Origin of the sequence: Actinomadura meyerae (assembly GCF_900188445.1) — a bacterium.
Classification (GTDB): domain Bacteria; phylum Actinomycetota; class Actinomycetes; order Streptosporangiales; family Streptosporangiaceae; genus Spirillospora; species Spirillospora meyerae.
Genome location: NZ_FZOR01000007.1, coordinates 113,331 through 127,906, shown reverse-complemented (window position 1 = coordinate 127,906; position 14,576 = coordinate 113,331). Strand labels below are relative to the sequence as shown.

Genomic DNA, 14,576 nt, shown 5'->3' with positions numbered 1-14,576 from the left:
TTGAAACCCATGACGACACGCCTGGCGGACATCGCGGCGCACGCCGGGGTGAGCGAGGCGACGGTGAGCCGCGTGCTCAACGGCAAGCCGGGCGTGTCCCCGACCACGCGCCAGGCGGTGCTGACCGCGCTGGACGTGCTCGGCTACGAGCGCCCGGCCAAGCTGCGCCAGCGGCGGGCCGGGCTGATCGGGCTGATCATCCCCGAGCTGACCAACCCGATCTTCCCGGCGTTCGCCGAGGTCATCGAGAGCGCGCTCGCCCGGCACGGGTACATGGCGGTGCTGTGCTCGCAGGCGCCGGGCGGCGTCGCCGAGGACGACTACATCGAGATGCTGCTGGAGCGCGGCGTCGCCGGGATCATCTTCGTCAACGGCCTGCACGCCAACGCCAACTCCGACCGCGCCCGGTACGCGCGGCTGCTGGAGCAGGCGCTGCCGATCGTGCTGGTCAACGGGTACCGGCCCGACATCGACGCGCCGTTCATCTCCAACGACGACGTGGCGTCGCTGGAGGCGATCGTCGCGCACCTGGCCGCGATGGGCCACCGCCGGATCGGGCTCGCGATCGGCCAGGACGTGTACGTGCCGACGCGGCGCAAGACCGAGGGGTTCCGGCGCGCGATGGCCGCGCACACCGACCTCTCGCCCGCCGAGGTGGACGAGCTGATCGTCAACACCATGTACACGGTGGAGGGCGGGCAGGCCGCGGCGTCCACGCTTCTGGACGCGGGCTGCACGGCGATCTGCGGCGGCAACGACATCATGGCGCTCGGCGCGATCCGGGCGGCGCGGGCGCGCGGGCTCCAGGTGCCGGAGGACGTCTCGGTCACCGGCATGGACGACTCGCTCCTGACCGCCTACCTCGACCCGCCGCTGACGACCGTCCGGCAGGCCGTGCGGGACATGTCGATGGCCGCGGTGAGCACCGTCCTGGACGAGATCCGCGGCGAGCGCGCGCCCCGCACGGAACTGCTGTACCGGCCGGAGCTGGTCGTCCGGCGCTCCACGGCGCCGGCTCCGGCGGCGGCGCGGCTCACGCCCGTCCAGGAGGGGTGACCCGCCTGGTCGGGACGGGCTGACCGGTCGCTGACCGGCCGTCGGGCGGGGCCTGACCGCCCTGTCCCGGCGGGCAGGTTGTTGTAACGGTTATGTTTCGGCGCATTGACAGTGAGCCCCGTCACGGTCTTTCCTTCGTGGGAGCGCTCCCACACCACTGCAAGACACAACCTGAGAGGGGTCCGCCATGAGGGCCATCATGCGGCGCGGACTGAGTACGGCGATGGCGGCGGTGCTCGTCGGCGGCCTCGCCGTCGCGTGCGGCGGCGACGACAACGACGACGGAGGCTCCGACAGCGGTCCGGTCGAGCTGACCGTCGACGTCTTCGGTGAGCCGGGGTACGACGCGCTCTACAAGCAGTACGAGCAGTCCCACCCCAACGTCAAGATCAAGCAGCGCAAGGTCTCCACGCTGGACGAGTACAAGCCGCGGATCCAGCAGTGGATGGCCACCGGCAGCGGCGCGGGCGACGTCGTCATGCTGGAGGAAGGCATCCTCCCGCTCTACATGCAGCAGAAGGCGAAGTTCGTCAACCTCTTCGACCACGGCGGCAAGGAGCTGGAGAAGAACTTCCTGCCGTGGAAGTGGCAGATGGGCGTCACCGCGGACGGCAAGCAGCTCGTCGGCCTCGGCACCGACATCGGCCCGCTGGCCATGTGCTACCGCAAGGACCTGTTCAAGAAGGCGGGCCTGCCCACCGAGCGCGACAAGGTCGGCGAGCTCTGGACCACCTGGGACCAGTTCCTGGAGACCGGCAAGAAGTTCCAGGAGAAGGTGCCCGGAACCAAGTGGCTGGACGGGCCGACCGCCGTGTTCCGCGCCACCGTCCTGCAGAACGCCGGCAACGGGCCCGGCTACAGCTTCTTCGACAAGAGCGACAACCTCGTCTACGACAGCAACCCGGCCGTCAAGCAGGCGTTCGACACCTCGCTGAAGTTCGCGGAGGCCAAGCTCACCGCGGACATGTCGATCTTCACCCCGCCGTGGCAGACCGCCCTCAAGCGGGACACCTTCGCCGCGCTGCCGTGCCCGTCCTGGATGCTCGGCGGCATCGAGGAGTTCTCCGGCGACTTCGGCAAGGGCAAGTGGGACGTCGCCAAGACCCCGGGCGGCGCCGGCTACTGGGGCGGCTCGTGGCTCGCCGTGCCCAAGCAGAGCAAGCACGCGAAGGCCGCCGCCGAGCTGGCCAAGTTCCTGACCTCCCCCGAGGGCCAGGTGGCCGCCTACAAGGCCGCGAACGTCTTCCCGTCCTCGCCGCAGGCCGCGCAGGACCCGGCGGTCGCGGGCGCGAAGAGCGCCTACTTCGGCGACGCCCCGGTCGGCCAGATCTTCGGTGAGCTGGCGGCGGCCGTGAAGCCGGTCCACCTCGGGCCGAAGAACGAGGACGTGCGGGCCGCGGTCGAGAACGTGCTGATCTCCGTGGGCCAGGGCAGGCAGAAGCCGGCCGACGCGTGGACGAAGTCGGTGGAGGAGGCCAAGAAGGCCGCCCGGTAACCCCCGGCGACCCGTGACCACGGCGGCGGCGCCGCGCCGATACCTCCCCGCCGGCGCCGCCGCCGTTCCCATCTCCGCTCTCCCCGCACCGTCCCGTCCTCGGAAAGGAGGCGCACGACGATGACCACCGATCTGCGCCCCAGCCGGAACGGCCCCCCGCCGCCCCCGCAGGCGAAGGCCCGCCCGCGGCCCGCCCGCACCTGGCGGTCCCGCCTGGCCCGGCTCGATGTGAAGGGCGCGCCCTATGCCTTCATCTCGCCGTTCTACATCGTCTTCCTGATCTTCGGCGCGTTCCCGCTCGTCTACACCCTGTGGGTCTCCCTGCACGACTGGGAGCTGGCGTCGGGCACCCGCGAGTTCGTCGGACTCGACAACTACGACTACCTGCTGACCGACGCCGACTTCTGGCACGCGACGGTCAACACCCTCGGCATCTTCGTCGTCTCCACCGTGCCGCAGCTGCTGCTCGCGCTGCTGGTCGCCAACGCGCTGAACCGGCGGATGCGGCTGCCGACCCTGTTCCGGATCGGCATGGTCGCGCCGCTGGTCACCTCGACCGCGGCCGTGGCGATCGTGTTCACCCAGATGTTCGACACCGACTGGGGCATGGTCAACTGGGTGATCGGGCTGTTCGGCGTCGACCCGATCCACTGGTCGAGCAGCCGCGGCTGGTCCTGGATCGCCATCGCGATGATGGTCGACTGGCGCTGGACCGGCTACAACGCGCTGATCTACCTCGCCGCCATGCAGGCGATCCCGAAGGACCTGTACGAGGCCGCCGCCATCGACGGCGCCTCCCGGATCCGGCAGTTCTGGCAGATCACCGTCCCGATGCTGCGGCCCACGATCATCTTCACAGTGATCATCTCGACCATCGGCGGGCTCCAGCTGTTCACCGAGCCCGTGCTGTTCAGCGTCGGCACCCCGAACAAGATGGACGGCGGGGCGATGCACCAGTTCCAGACGATCACGATGTACATGTACGACAACGCGTTCGGCCATGACCGGTACGGCTACGGCGCGACCGTCGCCTGGGCGCTGTTCGTGATGATCATCGTGTTCTCCCTGATCAACTTCCTGGCCGTGCGGCGCACGGGAGGGGGAGGCAAGTGACCACGCTCCTCGCAGGGCCCGGCCGGCCGAGCGGCCGGCACGCCGCCGCCCGCGGCGGACGCTTCCGCGGCCTGTGGAACGCCAGCCCGCTGACCTACCTCACGCTGATCGTCGCGCTGGCGCTGTCGATCTTCCCGATCTACTGGATGATCATCGTCGCGACCCGCACCAACAGCGTGGTCGCCGACGTCCCGCCCCCGCTGCTGCCGGGCGCGCACGGCGGCGACAACGTCGGCCGGCTGTTCGACAACCCGGAGGCGTACTTCGCCAAGGGCCTGCTGAACTCCGCCATCGCCTCCGCCGCGGTGACGGTCTCCACGGTGTTCTTCGCCTCGCTGGCCGGGTTCGCCTTCGCCAAGCTGCGCTTCCGCGGCAAGAACGCGCTGCTGCTGACGATCATCGCGACCATGATGATCCCGGTCCAGATGGGCATCATCCCGCTCTACATGATCATGGTGAAGCTGGGCTGGCAGGGCCACCTCCAGGCGGTCATCGTCCCGTTCCTGGTCACCGGGTTCGGCGTGTTCATGATGCGGCAGTACGCCGACCAGGCCGTCCCGGACGAGCTGATCGAGGCGGCCCGCGTCGACGGGTGCACCACGTTCGGCATCTACTGGCGCGTCGTGCTGCCCGCGCTGCGCCCCGCCGCGGGCGTCCTCGGCCTGTTCACGTTCATGCAGACCTGGAACGAGTTCATGTGGCCCCTCGCGGTGCTGCAGCCCGACAACCCGACCGTGCAGCTGTCCATCAACAACCTCGCGAACGCGTACTTCAAGGACTACACGCTCATGTTCGCCGGGACCAGCGTGGCCATCCTGCCGCTCCTCATCGTGTTCATCATTTTCGGCCGCCAGATCATCGGCGGAATCATGGAAGGTGCTGTGAAGGCGTGACCTCCCTACAGGACGACACCAGCGCGGCTCCCGCCGCTCCGTTCCCTACCGGGTTCCGCTGGGGGGCCGCCACCGCCGCCTACCAGATCGAGGGGGCCGCCGGGGAGGGCGGGCGCGGGCCGTCCATCTGGGACACCTTCTGCCGCACTCCGGGCAAGGTGCTCAACGGCGAGAACGGCGACGTCGCCGTCGACCACTACCACCGGTTCCGCGAGGACGTCGCGCTCATGTCGAGCCTCGGCCTCACCGCGTACCGGTTCTCGATCTCCTGGCCCCGGGTGCAGCCGACCGGGGCCGGGAGCTTCAACTCCGAGGGGCTCGACTTCTACCGGCGGCTCGTCGACGCGCTGCTGGAGGCCGGCATCGAGCCGTGGCCGACGCTCTACCACTGGGACCTCCCGCAGCCGCTGGAGGACAAGGGCGGCTGGCCCGAGCGGGAGACCGCGCACCGGTTCGCCGAGTACGCCGCGCACGTGCACGCCGCGCTCGGCGACCGCGTCCACCACTGGACGACGGTGAACGAGCCGTGGTGCGCGGCGTTCCTCGGCTACGCCTCCGGGGAGCACGCGCCCGGCCGGCGCGACCCCTCCGCGTCGCTGCTGGCGGCCCACCACCTGCTGCTCGGCCACGGCCTCGCGGTGGACGCGATGCGCGCGGAGACCCCCGGCAACAGGTTCGGCGCCGCCGTCAACCTGTACGCGGTGTCCCCGGCGACGGACGCCCCCGAGGACGTGGACGCGGCGCGCCGCATCGACGGCCTGCAGAACCGGCTGTTCCTCGACCCGCTGCTGCTCGGCCGCTACCCCGAGGACGTCCTCGCCGACACCGAGCGGTACGGGTTCGCGCCGCCGGACGCCGACCTCGCCGTCATCAGCCGGCCGATCGACCAGCTCGGCATCAACTACTACTCGCGGCACACCGTCGCCGGCACGCCCGGCGAGGCGACGCAGACCGCGTCGTCGCCGTTCTCGACGTACTCCCCCTGGGTGGGCAGCGACCACGTCCGGTTCGTCCCGGCGGGGCGCCCCGTCACCGGGATGGGCTGGGAGATCGACGAGCGCGGCCTGTACGAGGTGCTGACCCGGCTGTACCGCGAGTACCCGTCCCTCCCGCTCTACATCACCGAGAACGGCGCGGGCTACGACGAGACCCCCGACGGCGATGGCACGGTCCAGGACGCGGGCCGCATCGCCTACATCGACGCGCACCTGCGCGCCTGCCACGACGCGATCTCCGAGGGCGTGCCGCTGCACGGCTACTTCACCTGGTCGTTGCTGGATAATTTCGAATGGGCTTGGGGCTATTCGAAGCGTTTCGGGCTGGTGCACGTCGACTACGCCACGCAGCGCCGCGTGCCCAAGGACAGCGCGCGCTGGTACGCCGACGTGATCCGGCGGGGCGGGCTGCCCGGACGGGCCTGACCGGGGCCGGCGGACGGTAAGGAACGAAGGGGGCGGGATGGCGGGCAGGAGCACGCGTCCGACATTGGAAGAGGTGGCGGCGCGCGCCGGGGTGGGCCGCGGCACGGTGTCCCGCGTGGTCAACGGGTCGCCGCGGGTGAGCCCGCAGGCCCGCGAGGCGGTGCTGCGGGCGATCGACGAGCTCGGCTACGTGCCGAACCGCGCGGCCCGCACGCTCGTCACCCGCCGCACCGACACGGTGGCGCTCGTCGTCGCCGAGTCGGACCAGCGGCTGTTCGGCGAGCCGTACTTCGCCGGGATCATCCGCGGGATCAGCAACGGGCTCGGCGACACCGGGCTGCAGCTGCTGCTCGCCCTCGCCCGCTCCCCCGCCGAGTACGGCCGGCTGGAGGAGTACCTCACCACCCAGCACGTGGACGGGGTGCTCCTCACCTCCCTGCACGCCGAGGACCCGCTGCCCGCCAAGCTGGAGGCCAACGGCGTGCCGACCGTCCTCGGCGGCTGCCCGCCCGGCCTGTCGCCGGTCAGCTACGTCGACGTCGACAACCGCAGCGGCGCCCGCGAGGCCGTCGGCCACCTGATCGCGGGCGGCCGGCGGCGCATCGCGACGATCGCCGGCCCGCAGGACATGGGGGTGGGCATCGACCGGCTGGCCGGCTACCGGGAGGCCCTCGGCGACGCGGGCCTGCCCGAGTACGTCGAGTACGGCGACTTCGGGGAGGCCAGCGCCATCGCCGCCGCCGAGCGGCTGCTGGCCCGCGAGCCGGAGCTGGACGCGGTGTTCGCGGCGAGCGACCCGATGGCGTTCGGCGCGCTGCGCATCCTGCACCGGCGCGGGCGGCGCATCCCCGACGACGTCGCGGTGATCGGGTTCGACGACTCCTCCGCCGCGGCGATCGCCGACCCGCCGCTCAGCACCGTCCACCAGTCGCTGGAGGAGATGGGCGTGGAGATGGCGCGGCTGCTGGTGTCGCGGATCCGCGGCGAGGCCGTCGACGAGCCGGTGGTCATCCTGCAGCCTCACCTGGTCCTTCGCGAATCGGCATGATCTAGGATCGGCCGATGGGCTACGAACCGGGCGCCGAGGAGATGCGCCATCTGAACCGCTGCGTGGAACTGGCCGCCGAGGCGCTGGACGACGGCGACGAGCCGTTCGGGTCGGTGCTGGTGTCCGCCTCCGGGGAGGTCCTGTTCGAGGACCGCAACCGGGTCGCGGGCGGCGACCACACCCGGCACCCCGAGTTCGAGATCGCCCGCTGGGCGGCGGCGAACATGGCGCCGGAGGACCGCGCGGCGGCCACCGTCTACACCTCCGGGGAGCACTGCCCGATGTGCTCGGCCGCGCACGGCTGGGTGGGCCTCGGCCGGATCGTGTACGCGATGTCGTCCGCCCAGCTCGGCGCGCTGCGCGCCGAGCTGGGCGTGCCTCCCTCGCCGGTCGCGGCGATCCCGGTCCGGGAGGTCGTGCCGGGCCTGCCGGTGGACGGCCCGGTCGCCGCCCTCGAGGCGGTCATGCGCGAGCTGCACACCCGCGCCGCCGGCTGAGGGCGGCGTCCGGTCACTCTCGCTTCCGGTCGCCTTGCGTGTCCGGTCAGCGCCGGGCCAGTGCGTCCAGCCGTTCGACGGCTTCGCGCCAGTCGGACGGCAGCCAGCACCGCGTCGCCCGGTGGCCCTTGTAGGTGAGGGTGTAGGTGAAGTGGTCGGCCACCTGGCAGCCCGCCGCGGAGGAATCGGTGGTGACGATCCGCCGCAGCGCGTCCCGCAGGCCGCTCATCTCCCCGTCGTCCAGTGCGAGATTCCTGCCATTGACGAGGGCCGTACCCGAATTGTTCACGGTCACCTTTTCCTGGATTCCGGCGAATCCGCCGGTCCGCTGGTAGGTGACCAGTACATCCGGCCCAGTGAATGCGAGCATCCGCGTCTCCGTTGTCATGCGGGCCGCCGGACAGCACCCCGCTTCCCCATTCCGGCGGCCCGCGGTCCGTGGGGTTATCCGGCGAAAAGGATCCCGCCGGTGTCGCGCACGGCGACGCAGCGGTTCGGGTACGTCCGCTCGAAGTACCGGGGGCGGCCGTTCCAGGTGCCGTGGGCGGTCACGCGCACCGGCGCGTACTGGAACGTGCAGGCCCCGGGCCGCGCGGGGATGCGCTCGATCCTGCCGTGGGCGGATCTGAGCTGGTCACAGGCCCGGGACGCGTCGATGAGCGTCCCGCCGTCGGGGTCGCAGTACAGGTACCGCTCGATTCCGGGGCCCGCGTCGTGCCGCAGCGCGAGCACGTAGGAGCCGAGCGGTCCGGCGGGCCCGGCCGCCTGCGCGGGTGCGGCCGTCATGGCGACCGCCATTCCCGCGAGCACGGCCGCCCACCGGTTCCGGGCATGCGACATGTGCATGTCTTCCTCCCTGGATTCGCCCGCCGCGATCTGCGGCACAGGGCCGGCCGGGACACCGGATTGCGGTGACGTCCCCGCCGCATCCAGACATTAATTGCCACAAACCGCCCCGAACAAGGGCGGTCCAAGTCCCAACCTGGCCACCGGTCAATACTTAAATCAACTCTGCCCATTTGTGCAATGCACTTTGAATGCGAATTGACCGGGCCCTGTGGTATCCGGCCGTGCGGTCACCGGGACGCCGCGCGGGGTCGAGGCCGTCCCGCTCATCGGGAGCCGGCGCCGGGCGGGGCGCGCGGCGCGCGGATGATGGACCATGCCGTGCGCTCACCAGGACATCGCCAACCTGATCTACCGCTACGCCGAGTGCGTGGACAACGCCGACTTCGCGGGCATCCGCGACCTGTTCGCCGACGCGGCCTTCACCGGCAGCGGCGGGACCCTGCGCGGCGGCGAGGCGATAGCCCGCATGTTCGAGAACACGGTGATCGTGCACGAGGACGGCACCCTCCGCACCAAGCACGTCACCACGAACCTCGCGATCGAGGTGGACGAGGACGCGGGCACCGCCACCTCGAAGGCGTACTACACCGTCCTGCAGGCCGTGCCGGGTCTCACTCTGCAGCCCATCGCCTGCGGTACCTACAGCGACACCTTCGAGCGCCGTGAGGGGCGGTGGCACTTCGCCGAACGCCACATCACGCTGGAGCTGGCGGGCAACGTGACGCATCACCTCCGGAGGCCGGAACTCCTGCCGGACGAGGTCCGTCCCGCCCGGAAGGCGTGACCCCGGCCCGCCCCGGGTTTGCCGGGGCGGGCCGGGCGTTCATCGGGTGAAGGCGTTCATCGGGTGAGGGAGAAGGAGCTCAGCCGGGTCTCGCCGGTGAAGACCAGGTAGACGTCGCGGTCGCCGCGGGCGTTCGCGAGTGTCGCGCTGACCTCCTTGTAGGCGTACTCGTCACCGGTGGGCGGGACGTCCAGCGTTCCGGCGAGCGGGCCGTCCGGGCGGTCCAGCCGGACCTGGATCGTGGCGGCCGACGTGCCCGCCACCCGTGCGGTGATCGTGCGGGTCGCCTTGCCGAGGTCGGCGCCGGCGAACTTCAGCCAGGAGTTCGCCGCCCCGGCCACCGCGTCGCCCTTCTCCTTCGTCTCGTCGACCAGCTCGATGCCGTTCTGGTCGTCGAAGTCGGCGGCGCGGGTGGGCTTGGACAGGTCGCGGTCGGGGATCGTCTCGCCGCGCACGTTGAGCGCCGCGCGCTGCCGGATGTCGGCGGACGAGGAGCCGATGAGCAGGTCGTGCTTCGACTTCTCGACCGTCCACCTGTTCCGGGTGACGTCCCAGATCGCGAGGTCGGAGGCGTCCAGCCGGAGGGTCGCGGTGGCCGTTCTGCCGGGCTCCACGTGCACCTTGTCGAACGCGCGGAGGGTCTTCACCGGCTGCTTCACCCGCGACGTCCGCTGGTGGGTGTAGAGCTGGACGACCTCGTCACCGGCCTTCCGGCCGATGTTGGTGACCGGAACGGCGACCGTGACCGTTCCGTCGCGTCCCACGGAATGGCTGCTCAGTCTCGGCTTGCCGTACCGGAACGCGGTGTAGGAGAGGCCGTAGCCGAACGGGTAGAGCGGCTTGCCCTTGAAGTACTGGTAGGTGCGGTCCGACTTGATGATGTCGTATTCGAGGATGTCGGGCAGTTGCTTCTCTGAGCGGTACCACGTCTGCGGCAGCTTCCCGGACGGGCTCTCGTCGCCGAACAGGATGGACGCCAGGGCGTTCCCGGTCTCGGCGCCCGCGTGGCTCGTCCACAGGATCGCCGGGACGTTCTCCTGCTCCCAGGTGAGGGTCGTCGGGTAGCTGTTCTCCACCACGACGACCGTGTTCGGGTTGGCCTTGCGGACGGCCTTGATCAGCTCCGACTGGCCTTCGGCGAGCGCCATCGTGGTGCGGTCGTGGTCCTCGCGGCCGTTGATGAACGGCATGCTGCCGACCACGACGACCGCGGTGTCCGCGGCGGACGCCGCCTTCACGGCCGCGTCGACGCCGCTGCTGACGACGTCCTTGGCGAAGCGTCCGGCGTCGTCCTTTGTGGTGAGGACGAGGGTGCCGTCGTCCTGCGCTTTCACGTACGTCTTGGCCGGTTCGGCCCAGTCGTACGCCTTCTCGTAGCCCGCGTAGCGGAGCAGGTAGTCGCCGTCGTCCTGCTTCTCCAGCTTGAACATCTGCTGGACGAACCAGTCGTTCGGCTGGGCCTGGTCGTTGGCGAACGTGTCGCCCCAGTTGTAGCGGCCCACGGTCTTGCCGTTGGCGGCGCTGCGCAGGGTCACCACGCCCTGGCCCCAGTCGAACACGTCGAACTGCGCCGCCGGGTCGGACGCCGACGCCGGGCCGGTCTTGAGGACGGCGCCGGAGCCCGTCCCGCCCGCGACGTACTTGCCGGTCTTCACGTCCTTCAGCGCGATCCGGTCGACGCCCTCACTGGAGGTGACGGCCGAGGCGCGCTTCTTGATGCCGTCCAGCGGCGTGACCCGGTACGGCAGGGACCCGGAGTACCAGTCGGTGTAGAGGGTGTCGGAGAGCGGCCCGACGACCGCGACCTTCCCGGAGGACTTTCCGGACGGCAGGGGCAGTGTCTTGCCCTGGTTCTTCAGCAGGACCATCTGCTCGGCCGCGGCCTCGCGGGCGAGGGCGCGGTGCGCGGGGCTGTCCACCACGTCCTTGGTGATCTTGCCGTAGGGGCCGCCGCCCGGGTCGAACTCGCCGAGCCGCACCCGGACGCTGAGGATGTGCCCCACCGCGCGGTCGACGTCGGCCTCGGCGAGGAGCCCGCGCGCCAGCGCGTCCTTGATCGCCTTGACCGTGATGGAGGAGTTGGTGTCGTCGGTGGTGAAGCTGTCCACGCCCGCCTTGACGACCGCCGCGTCCGCCGTGGCGAGGTCGGGGAAGTACTTCTGCGAGTTGACGAGGTTGTTCGGCCCGCCGGCGTCGGTCACGTTGAACAGCGTCCGGTCGCTCCAGGACCGGACGAGGCCGCCGGCGTCCGGGGTGACCGTCGCGGGACGGCCGTTGACCAGGTTGTACGACGTCATGATGCCGGTCGCGGCGTCCCGGCTGAGCGGGATCTTGAACGGGACCTCGTCGTACTCCTTCAGCACCCGGGGCCGCAGGCTGGACGACGTCTGGTCGCGACGGATCTCGTTGTTGTTGGCCATGTAGTGCTTGAGCACGGGCGCGGCCTTGAGGCGGTCCGGGTCGTCGCCCTGCATGCCGCGCCCGTAGGCGGTGGCGAGCAGGCCCGTGAGCAGCGGGTCCTCGGAGTAGCCCTCCTCGTTGCGGCCCCAGCGCGGGTCGCGGAGCAGGTTGACGACGGGCGCCCACAGTTGAAGGCCCCACACGTCGGGGTTCTCGCTGTTGTAGCCGCGGGCCTCGTCGCCGACGGCCGAGCCGATGCGCTTCAGCAGCGCCGGGTCCCAGGTGGCGCCGAGCCCGACCGACTGCGGGAACACCGTGCCCTTGGCGGTCACGACGGCGCCGGCGTTGTGGACGTCGGTCGACCAGGCGACGCCGTGCAGCGCCTCGGTGCCGGTCTTGAACCGGCCGATGCCGAGTCGCGGGATCGCGGGCTGGTACTGGTGCAGCAGGGAGACCTTCTCGTCGAGGGTGAGCCGGCCGAGCAGGTCGTCCACCCGGGCGTCCACCGGGAGGGCGGGGTCGCGGAACGGGTAGGCCGCCTCGCGGGCGGCGGCGGGCGCCGTCCACGCGACGGGAGCCGCCAGCACGGCGGCGAGGGCGAGGGCCAGCGACCTGCTGCGCCGGCCGGCGGGACGGGGGTTTCGATGGGGTCTGTTCACCGATTCTCCTTCTGGACGTCCCCCGATTGACGTATCGAAGCGCTTCGATAACGGGCCGCGAGCGGCCCCGGTCCTCCTTCCCTCGGGTCGGCGAGTCGGGTCGGCGAGTCGGGTCAGCGAGCGGCGGGCGCGCTGCTGGCGCGCCGGGTCAGGGTGGGCGGGAGCAGGGTCGCGGCCGGGACGGGCGCCCCGTCGAGCTTGGCCATCAGCAGCTCGACGGCGCGCCCGCCGACCTCCTCGGCGGGGATCGCGACGGACGACAGCGGCGGCTCGGCGTGCTCGGCCATCTCGTCCGGCGCCATCGCGACGACGGACACGTCCTCGGGGACGCGCCTGCCCGCCGCGCGCAGCGCCCGCACCACCGGGCCGACGACCGGCTCGTTGTGCACGAGGACGCCGGTCAGCCCGGGACGCTCGGCGAGCAGCCGCGCGACCAGCTCGCGGGCGGCGTCCGCGGTCGCCTCGCAGGGATGGACCTCACCGGTCAGGCCGTGCTCGCGGACCGCGGCGGCGAACCCGTCCGCGACCCGCTGGGCGTAGCCGGTCTGCCGCTCGTACACCTCGGGGGGCGACCCGATCAGCGCGATCTCGCGGTGCCCGAGTTCGGCCAGGTGCTCGACGCAGACCGCGCCGGCGGCGTGGAAGTCGAGGTCGATGCAGGTCAGGTCCTCGGCGTCGGCGGGGAAGCCGATGAGCACGCTCGGCCGGTCCAGGGAGCGCAGCAGCGGCAGCCGCGGGTCCTTCATCTGCACGTCCATGACGATCAGCGCGTCGACGAGCGCGCTGTCGGCGACGCGGCGCAGGCCGTCCTCGCCCTCCTCCTGGGTGAGCAGCAGGACGTCGTGGTCGTGCCGCCGCGCCGCCGTCACCACCGACACCGCGAACCGCATGACGACCGGCACCGCGATGCCGGAGCGCAGCGGGATCATCAGCGCCAGCACGTTGGAGCGGCTGCTGGCGAGCGCGCGGGCGCCCGCGTGCGGCCGGTAGCCGAGCTCGCGGATGCTCTCCCGGACGCGCCGCCGGGTCTCCTCGGAGATCGAGCGCTTCCCGCTCAGCACGTAGGAGACCGTGCTCGGCGACACGCCCGCGTGCCGCGCCACATCAGTGATCTTGACCACGGACCGTCCCGTCGTCCTCGGAGGGGTGCAGGGTGCGAATGATGCTAGCCGTGCCGGGCACGGCCGGACCGCGTGCGCGCGGCGGCCGGTCGAGCAGGATCACCGCGAGCGCGGCGGCCGCCACCGCGGCGCCCGCGAGCGGCGTCGCGCGCACCCCGGCGAGCGGCAGCAGCGCGCCGCCGAGCAGGGCGCCGCCGGCGATCCCGACGTTGAACGCGGCGGACGTCCACGCCGAGGCGATGTCGGTGTCGCCCGGCGCCGACTCCATCACGCGGGCCTGGAACGCCGTGACGGCTCCGGGGATCCCGACGCCCAGCAGGACGAGCATGGCCACCGCGGGGACCGCCGCCGTACCGAGCGCGAACAGGCCGAGCAGGGCGATCACCAGCACCGCGGCGGATCCGGCGGCCAGCGCGCGCGGGCCGCGGTCCACCACGATCCCCGCGATGACCACCCCCGCGATGTCGGCGACGCCGTTCACCAGGAGGAGCGGGCTGATGGCGGCGCCGGAGAAGCCGCTCACGTCCGTCAGGAACTCGGTGATGTAGGTGAAGGCGGTGAAGAACCCGCCGACGAGCAGCATGATCATGACGACCAGCAGCCGGAAGCGCCGGGCGTCCGGATCGGACGCCGGGACGGGGTCGCGGCCGGACGCCCGCCCGCCCGGCAGCAGCACGGCGAGCGCGGCGAGCGACACCAGGCACAGCACCCCGAGGGCCGCGAACGACACGCGCCACCCGGCGGCCCGGCCGAGCCACGTCCCGGCGGGGACGCCGAGGACGATCGCCAGCGACCCGCCCGCGAACACGTAGGCGCCCGCCCGGCCCCGCGCCTCCGGCGGCATCAGCCCGGCGGCGGCGACCACGGCGACCGGCCAGAACACCGCCTGCCCGAGCGCGGTCACCAGCCGGGTGCCGAACAGCGTGCCGTAGCCGGGCGCCGCCGCGGCCGCGAAGCTCATCACGATGAACACGGCCATCACGCCGGTCAGCAGCGGGCGGCGGCCCATCCGGACCGTCATCCGCACGAGCGGGACGGAGACGACCGCGACCACGATCCCGTAGCCGGTGACGAGCAGCCCGACGGCGGACGGGGAGACGTCCAGGTCGTCGGCGATGAGCGGGAGCAGCCCGATCGGGAGGTTCTCGGTCGTGCCGAAGCAGAACGCGGCGAGGGCGAGCGCCAGGACGGCCGTACCGGCCCGTCCGGTCCCTCCCGCGGCCGGTGCTCCGCTCACCGG

General features: G+C 71.7%; 13 protein-coding genes. 8 read left to right on the top strand and 5 right to left on the bottom strand.

The window, feature by feature from the left end; translation table 11 throughout:
• Window positions 1-9: 9 nt before the first annotated feature.
• The 7 genes from CHF16_RS10235 to CHF16_RS10205 all read left to right on the top strand — a co-directional run bounded on the left by CHF16_RS10235 (window position 10) and on the right by CHF16_RS10205 (window position 7,523).
• Window positions 10-1,056, top strand: a complete 1,047-nt coding sequence (locus CHF16_RS10235) for a LacI family DNA-binding transcriptional regulator (RefSeq protein ID WP_089325705.1) — start codon at window positions 10-12, stop codon at window positions 1,054-1,056.
• Between the two features lie 199 nt (window positions 1,057-1,255).
• Window positions 1,256-2,551, top strand: coding sequence for an ABC transporter substrate-binding protein (locus CHF16_RS10230; protein WP_245868334.1), 1,296 nt, complete (start codon window positions 1,256-1,258; stop codon window positions 2,549-2,551).
• A 120-nt stretch (window positions 2,552-2,671) separates the two neighbouring features.
• Window positions 2,672-3,664 carry a carbohydrate ABC transporter permease gene (locus CHF16_RS10225; RefSeq protein ID WP_089325703.1) on the top strand — a complete coding sequence of 331 codons (993 nt, stop codon included), beginning with the start codon at window positions 2,672-2,674 and terminating at the stop codon, window positions 3,662-3,664.
• A complete protein-coding gene (locus CHF16_RS10220; protein ID WP_089325702.1) occupies window positions 3,661-4,557 on the top strand; it encodes a carbohydrate ABC transporter permease in 897 nt (298 codons plus the stop codon). Before CHF16_RS10225 ends, CHF16_RS10220 begins: the two co-directional genes overlap by 4 nt.
• A complete protein-coding gene (locus tag CHF16_RS10215) occupies window positions 4,554-5,978 on the top strand; it encodes a GH1 family beta-glucosidase (protein WP_089325701.1) in 1,425 nt (474 codons plus the stop codon). Before CHF16_RS10220 ends, CHF16_RS10215 begins: the two co-directional genes overlap by 4 nt.
• 37 nt (window positions 5,979-6,015) lie before the next feature.
• The gene (locus tag CHF16_RS10210; protein ID WP_089325700.1) at window positions 6,016-7,026 is read left to right on the top strand and encodes a LacI family DNA-binding transcriptional regulator; all 1,011 of its coding nucleotides are present in this window, start codon (window positions 6,016-6,018) and stop codon (window positions 7,024-7,026) included.
• Between the two features lie 14 nt (window positions 7,027-7,040).
• Window positions 7,041-7,523: a nucleoside deaminase gene (locus tag CHF16_RS10205; protein WP_218826616.1), complete on the top strand. Its 483-nt coding sequence runs from the start codon at window positions 7,041-7,043 to the stop codon at window positions 7,521-7,523.
• Window positions 7,524-7,569: 46 nt separating this feature from the next.
• Here CHF16_RS10205 and CHF16_RS39375 read toward each other — a convergent pair whose 3' ends face one another.
• Together CHF16_RS39375 and CHF16_RS10195 are read right to left on the bottom strand one after the other, a co-directional pair.
• Entirely contained in the window at window positions 7,570-7,893 is a 324-nt protein-coding gene (locus CHF16_RS39375; RefSeq protein ID WP_143227935.1) for a hypothetical protein, read from the bottom strand.
• Between the two features lie 74 nt (window positions 7,894-7,967).
• Window positions 7,968-8,369, bottom strand: coding sequence for an SSI family serine proteinase inhibitor (locus CHF16_RS10195; protein WP_089325698.1), 402 nt, complete (start codon window positions 8,367-8,369; stop codon window positions 7,968-7,970).
• Between the two features lie 316 nt (window positions 8,370-8,685).
• Here CHF16_RS10195 and CHF16_RS10190 point away from each other — a divergent pair, with 316 nt between their 5' ends.
• Complete coding sequence (locus CHF16_RS10190) at window positions 8,686-9,156, top strand: nuclear transport factor 2 family protein (RefSeq protein ID WP_089325697.1); 471 nt, start codon at window positions 8,686-8,688, stop codon at window positions 9,154-9,156.
• Window positions 9,157-9,212: 56 nt separating this feature from the next.
• On the opposite strand, the gene CHF16_RS10185 is transcribed toward CHF16_RS10190, so the two are convergent.
• The 3 genes from CHF16_RS10185 to CHF16_RS10175 all read right to left on the bottom strand — a co-directional run bounded on the left by CHF16_RS10185 (window position 9,213) and on the right by CHF16_RS10175 (window position 14,573).
• Window positions 9,213-12,215: a glycoside hydrolase family 3 protein gene (locus tag CHF16_RS10185; RefSeq protein ID WP_245868333.1), complete on the bottom strand. Its 3,003-nt coding sequence runs from the start codon at window positions 12,213-12,215 to the stop codon at window positions 9,213-9,215.
• A gap of 113 nt (window positions 12,216-12,328) precedes the next feature.
• Window positions 12,329-13,336 (bottom strand): LacI family DNA-binding transcriptional regulator, encoded by a 1,008-nt coding sequence (locus tag CHF16_RS10180; RefSeq protein WP_089325696.1) that lies wholly within the window; start codon window positions 13,334-13,336, stop codon window positions 12,329-12,331.
• Window positions 13,320-14,573: an MFS transporter gene (locus tag CHF16_RS10175; protein ID WP_218826615.1), complete on the bottom strand. Its 1,254-nt coding sequence runs from the start codon at window positions 14,571-14,573 to the stop codon at window positions 13,320-13,322. The genes CHF16_RS10180 and CHF16_RS10175 overlap by 17 nt, the downstream gene beginning before the upstream one ends.
• Between the last annotated feature and the right edge of the window lie 3 nt (window positions 14,574-14,576).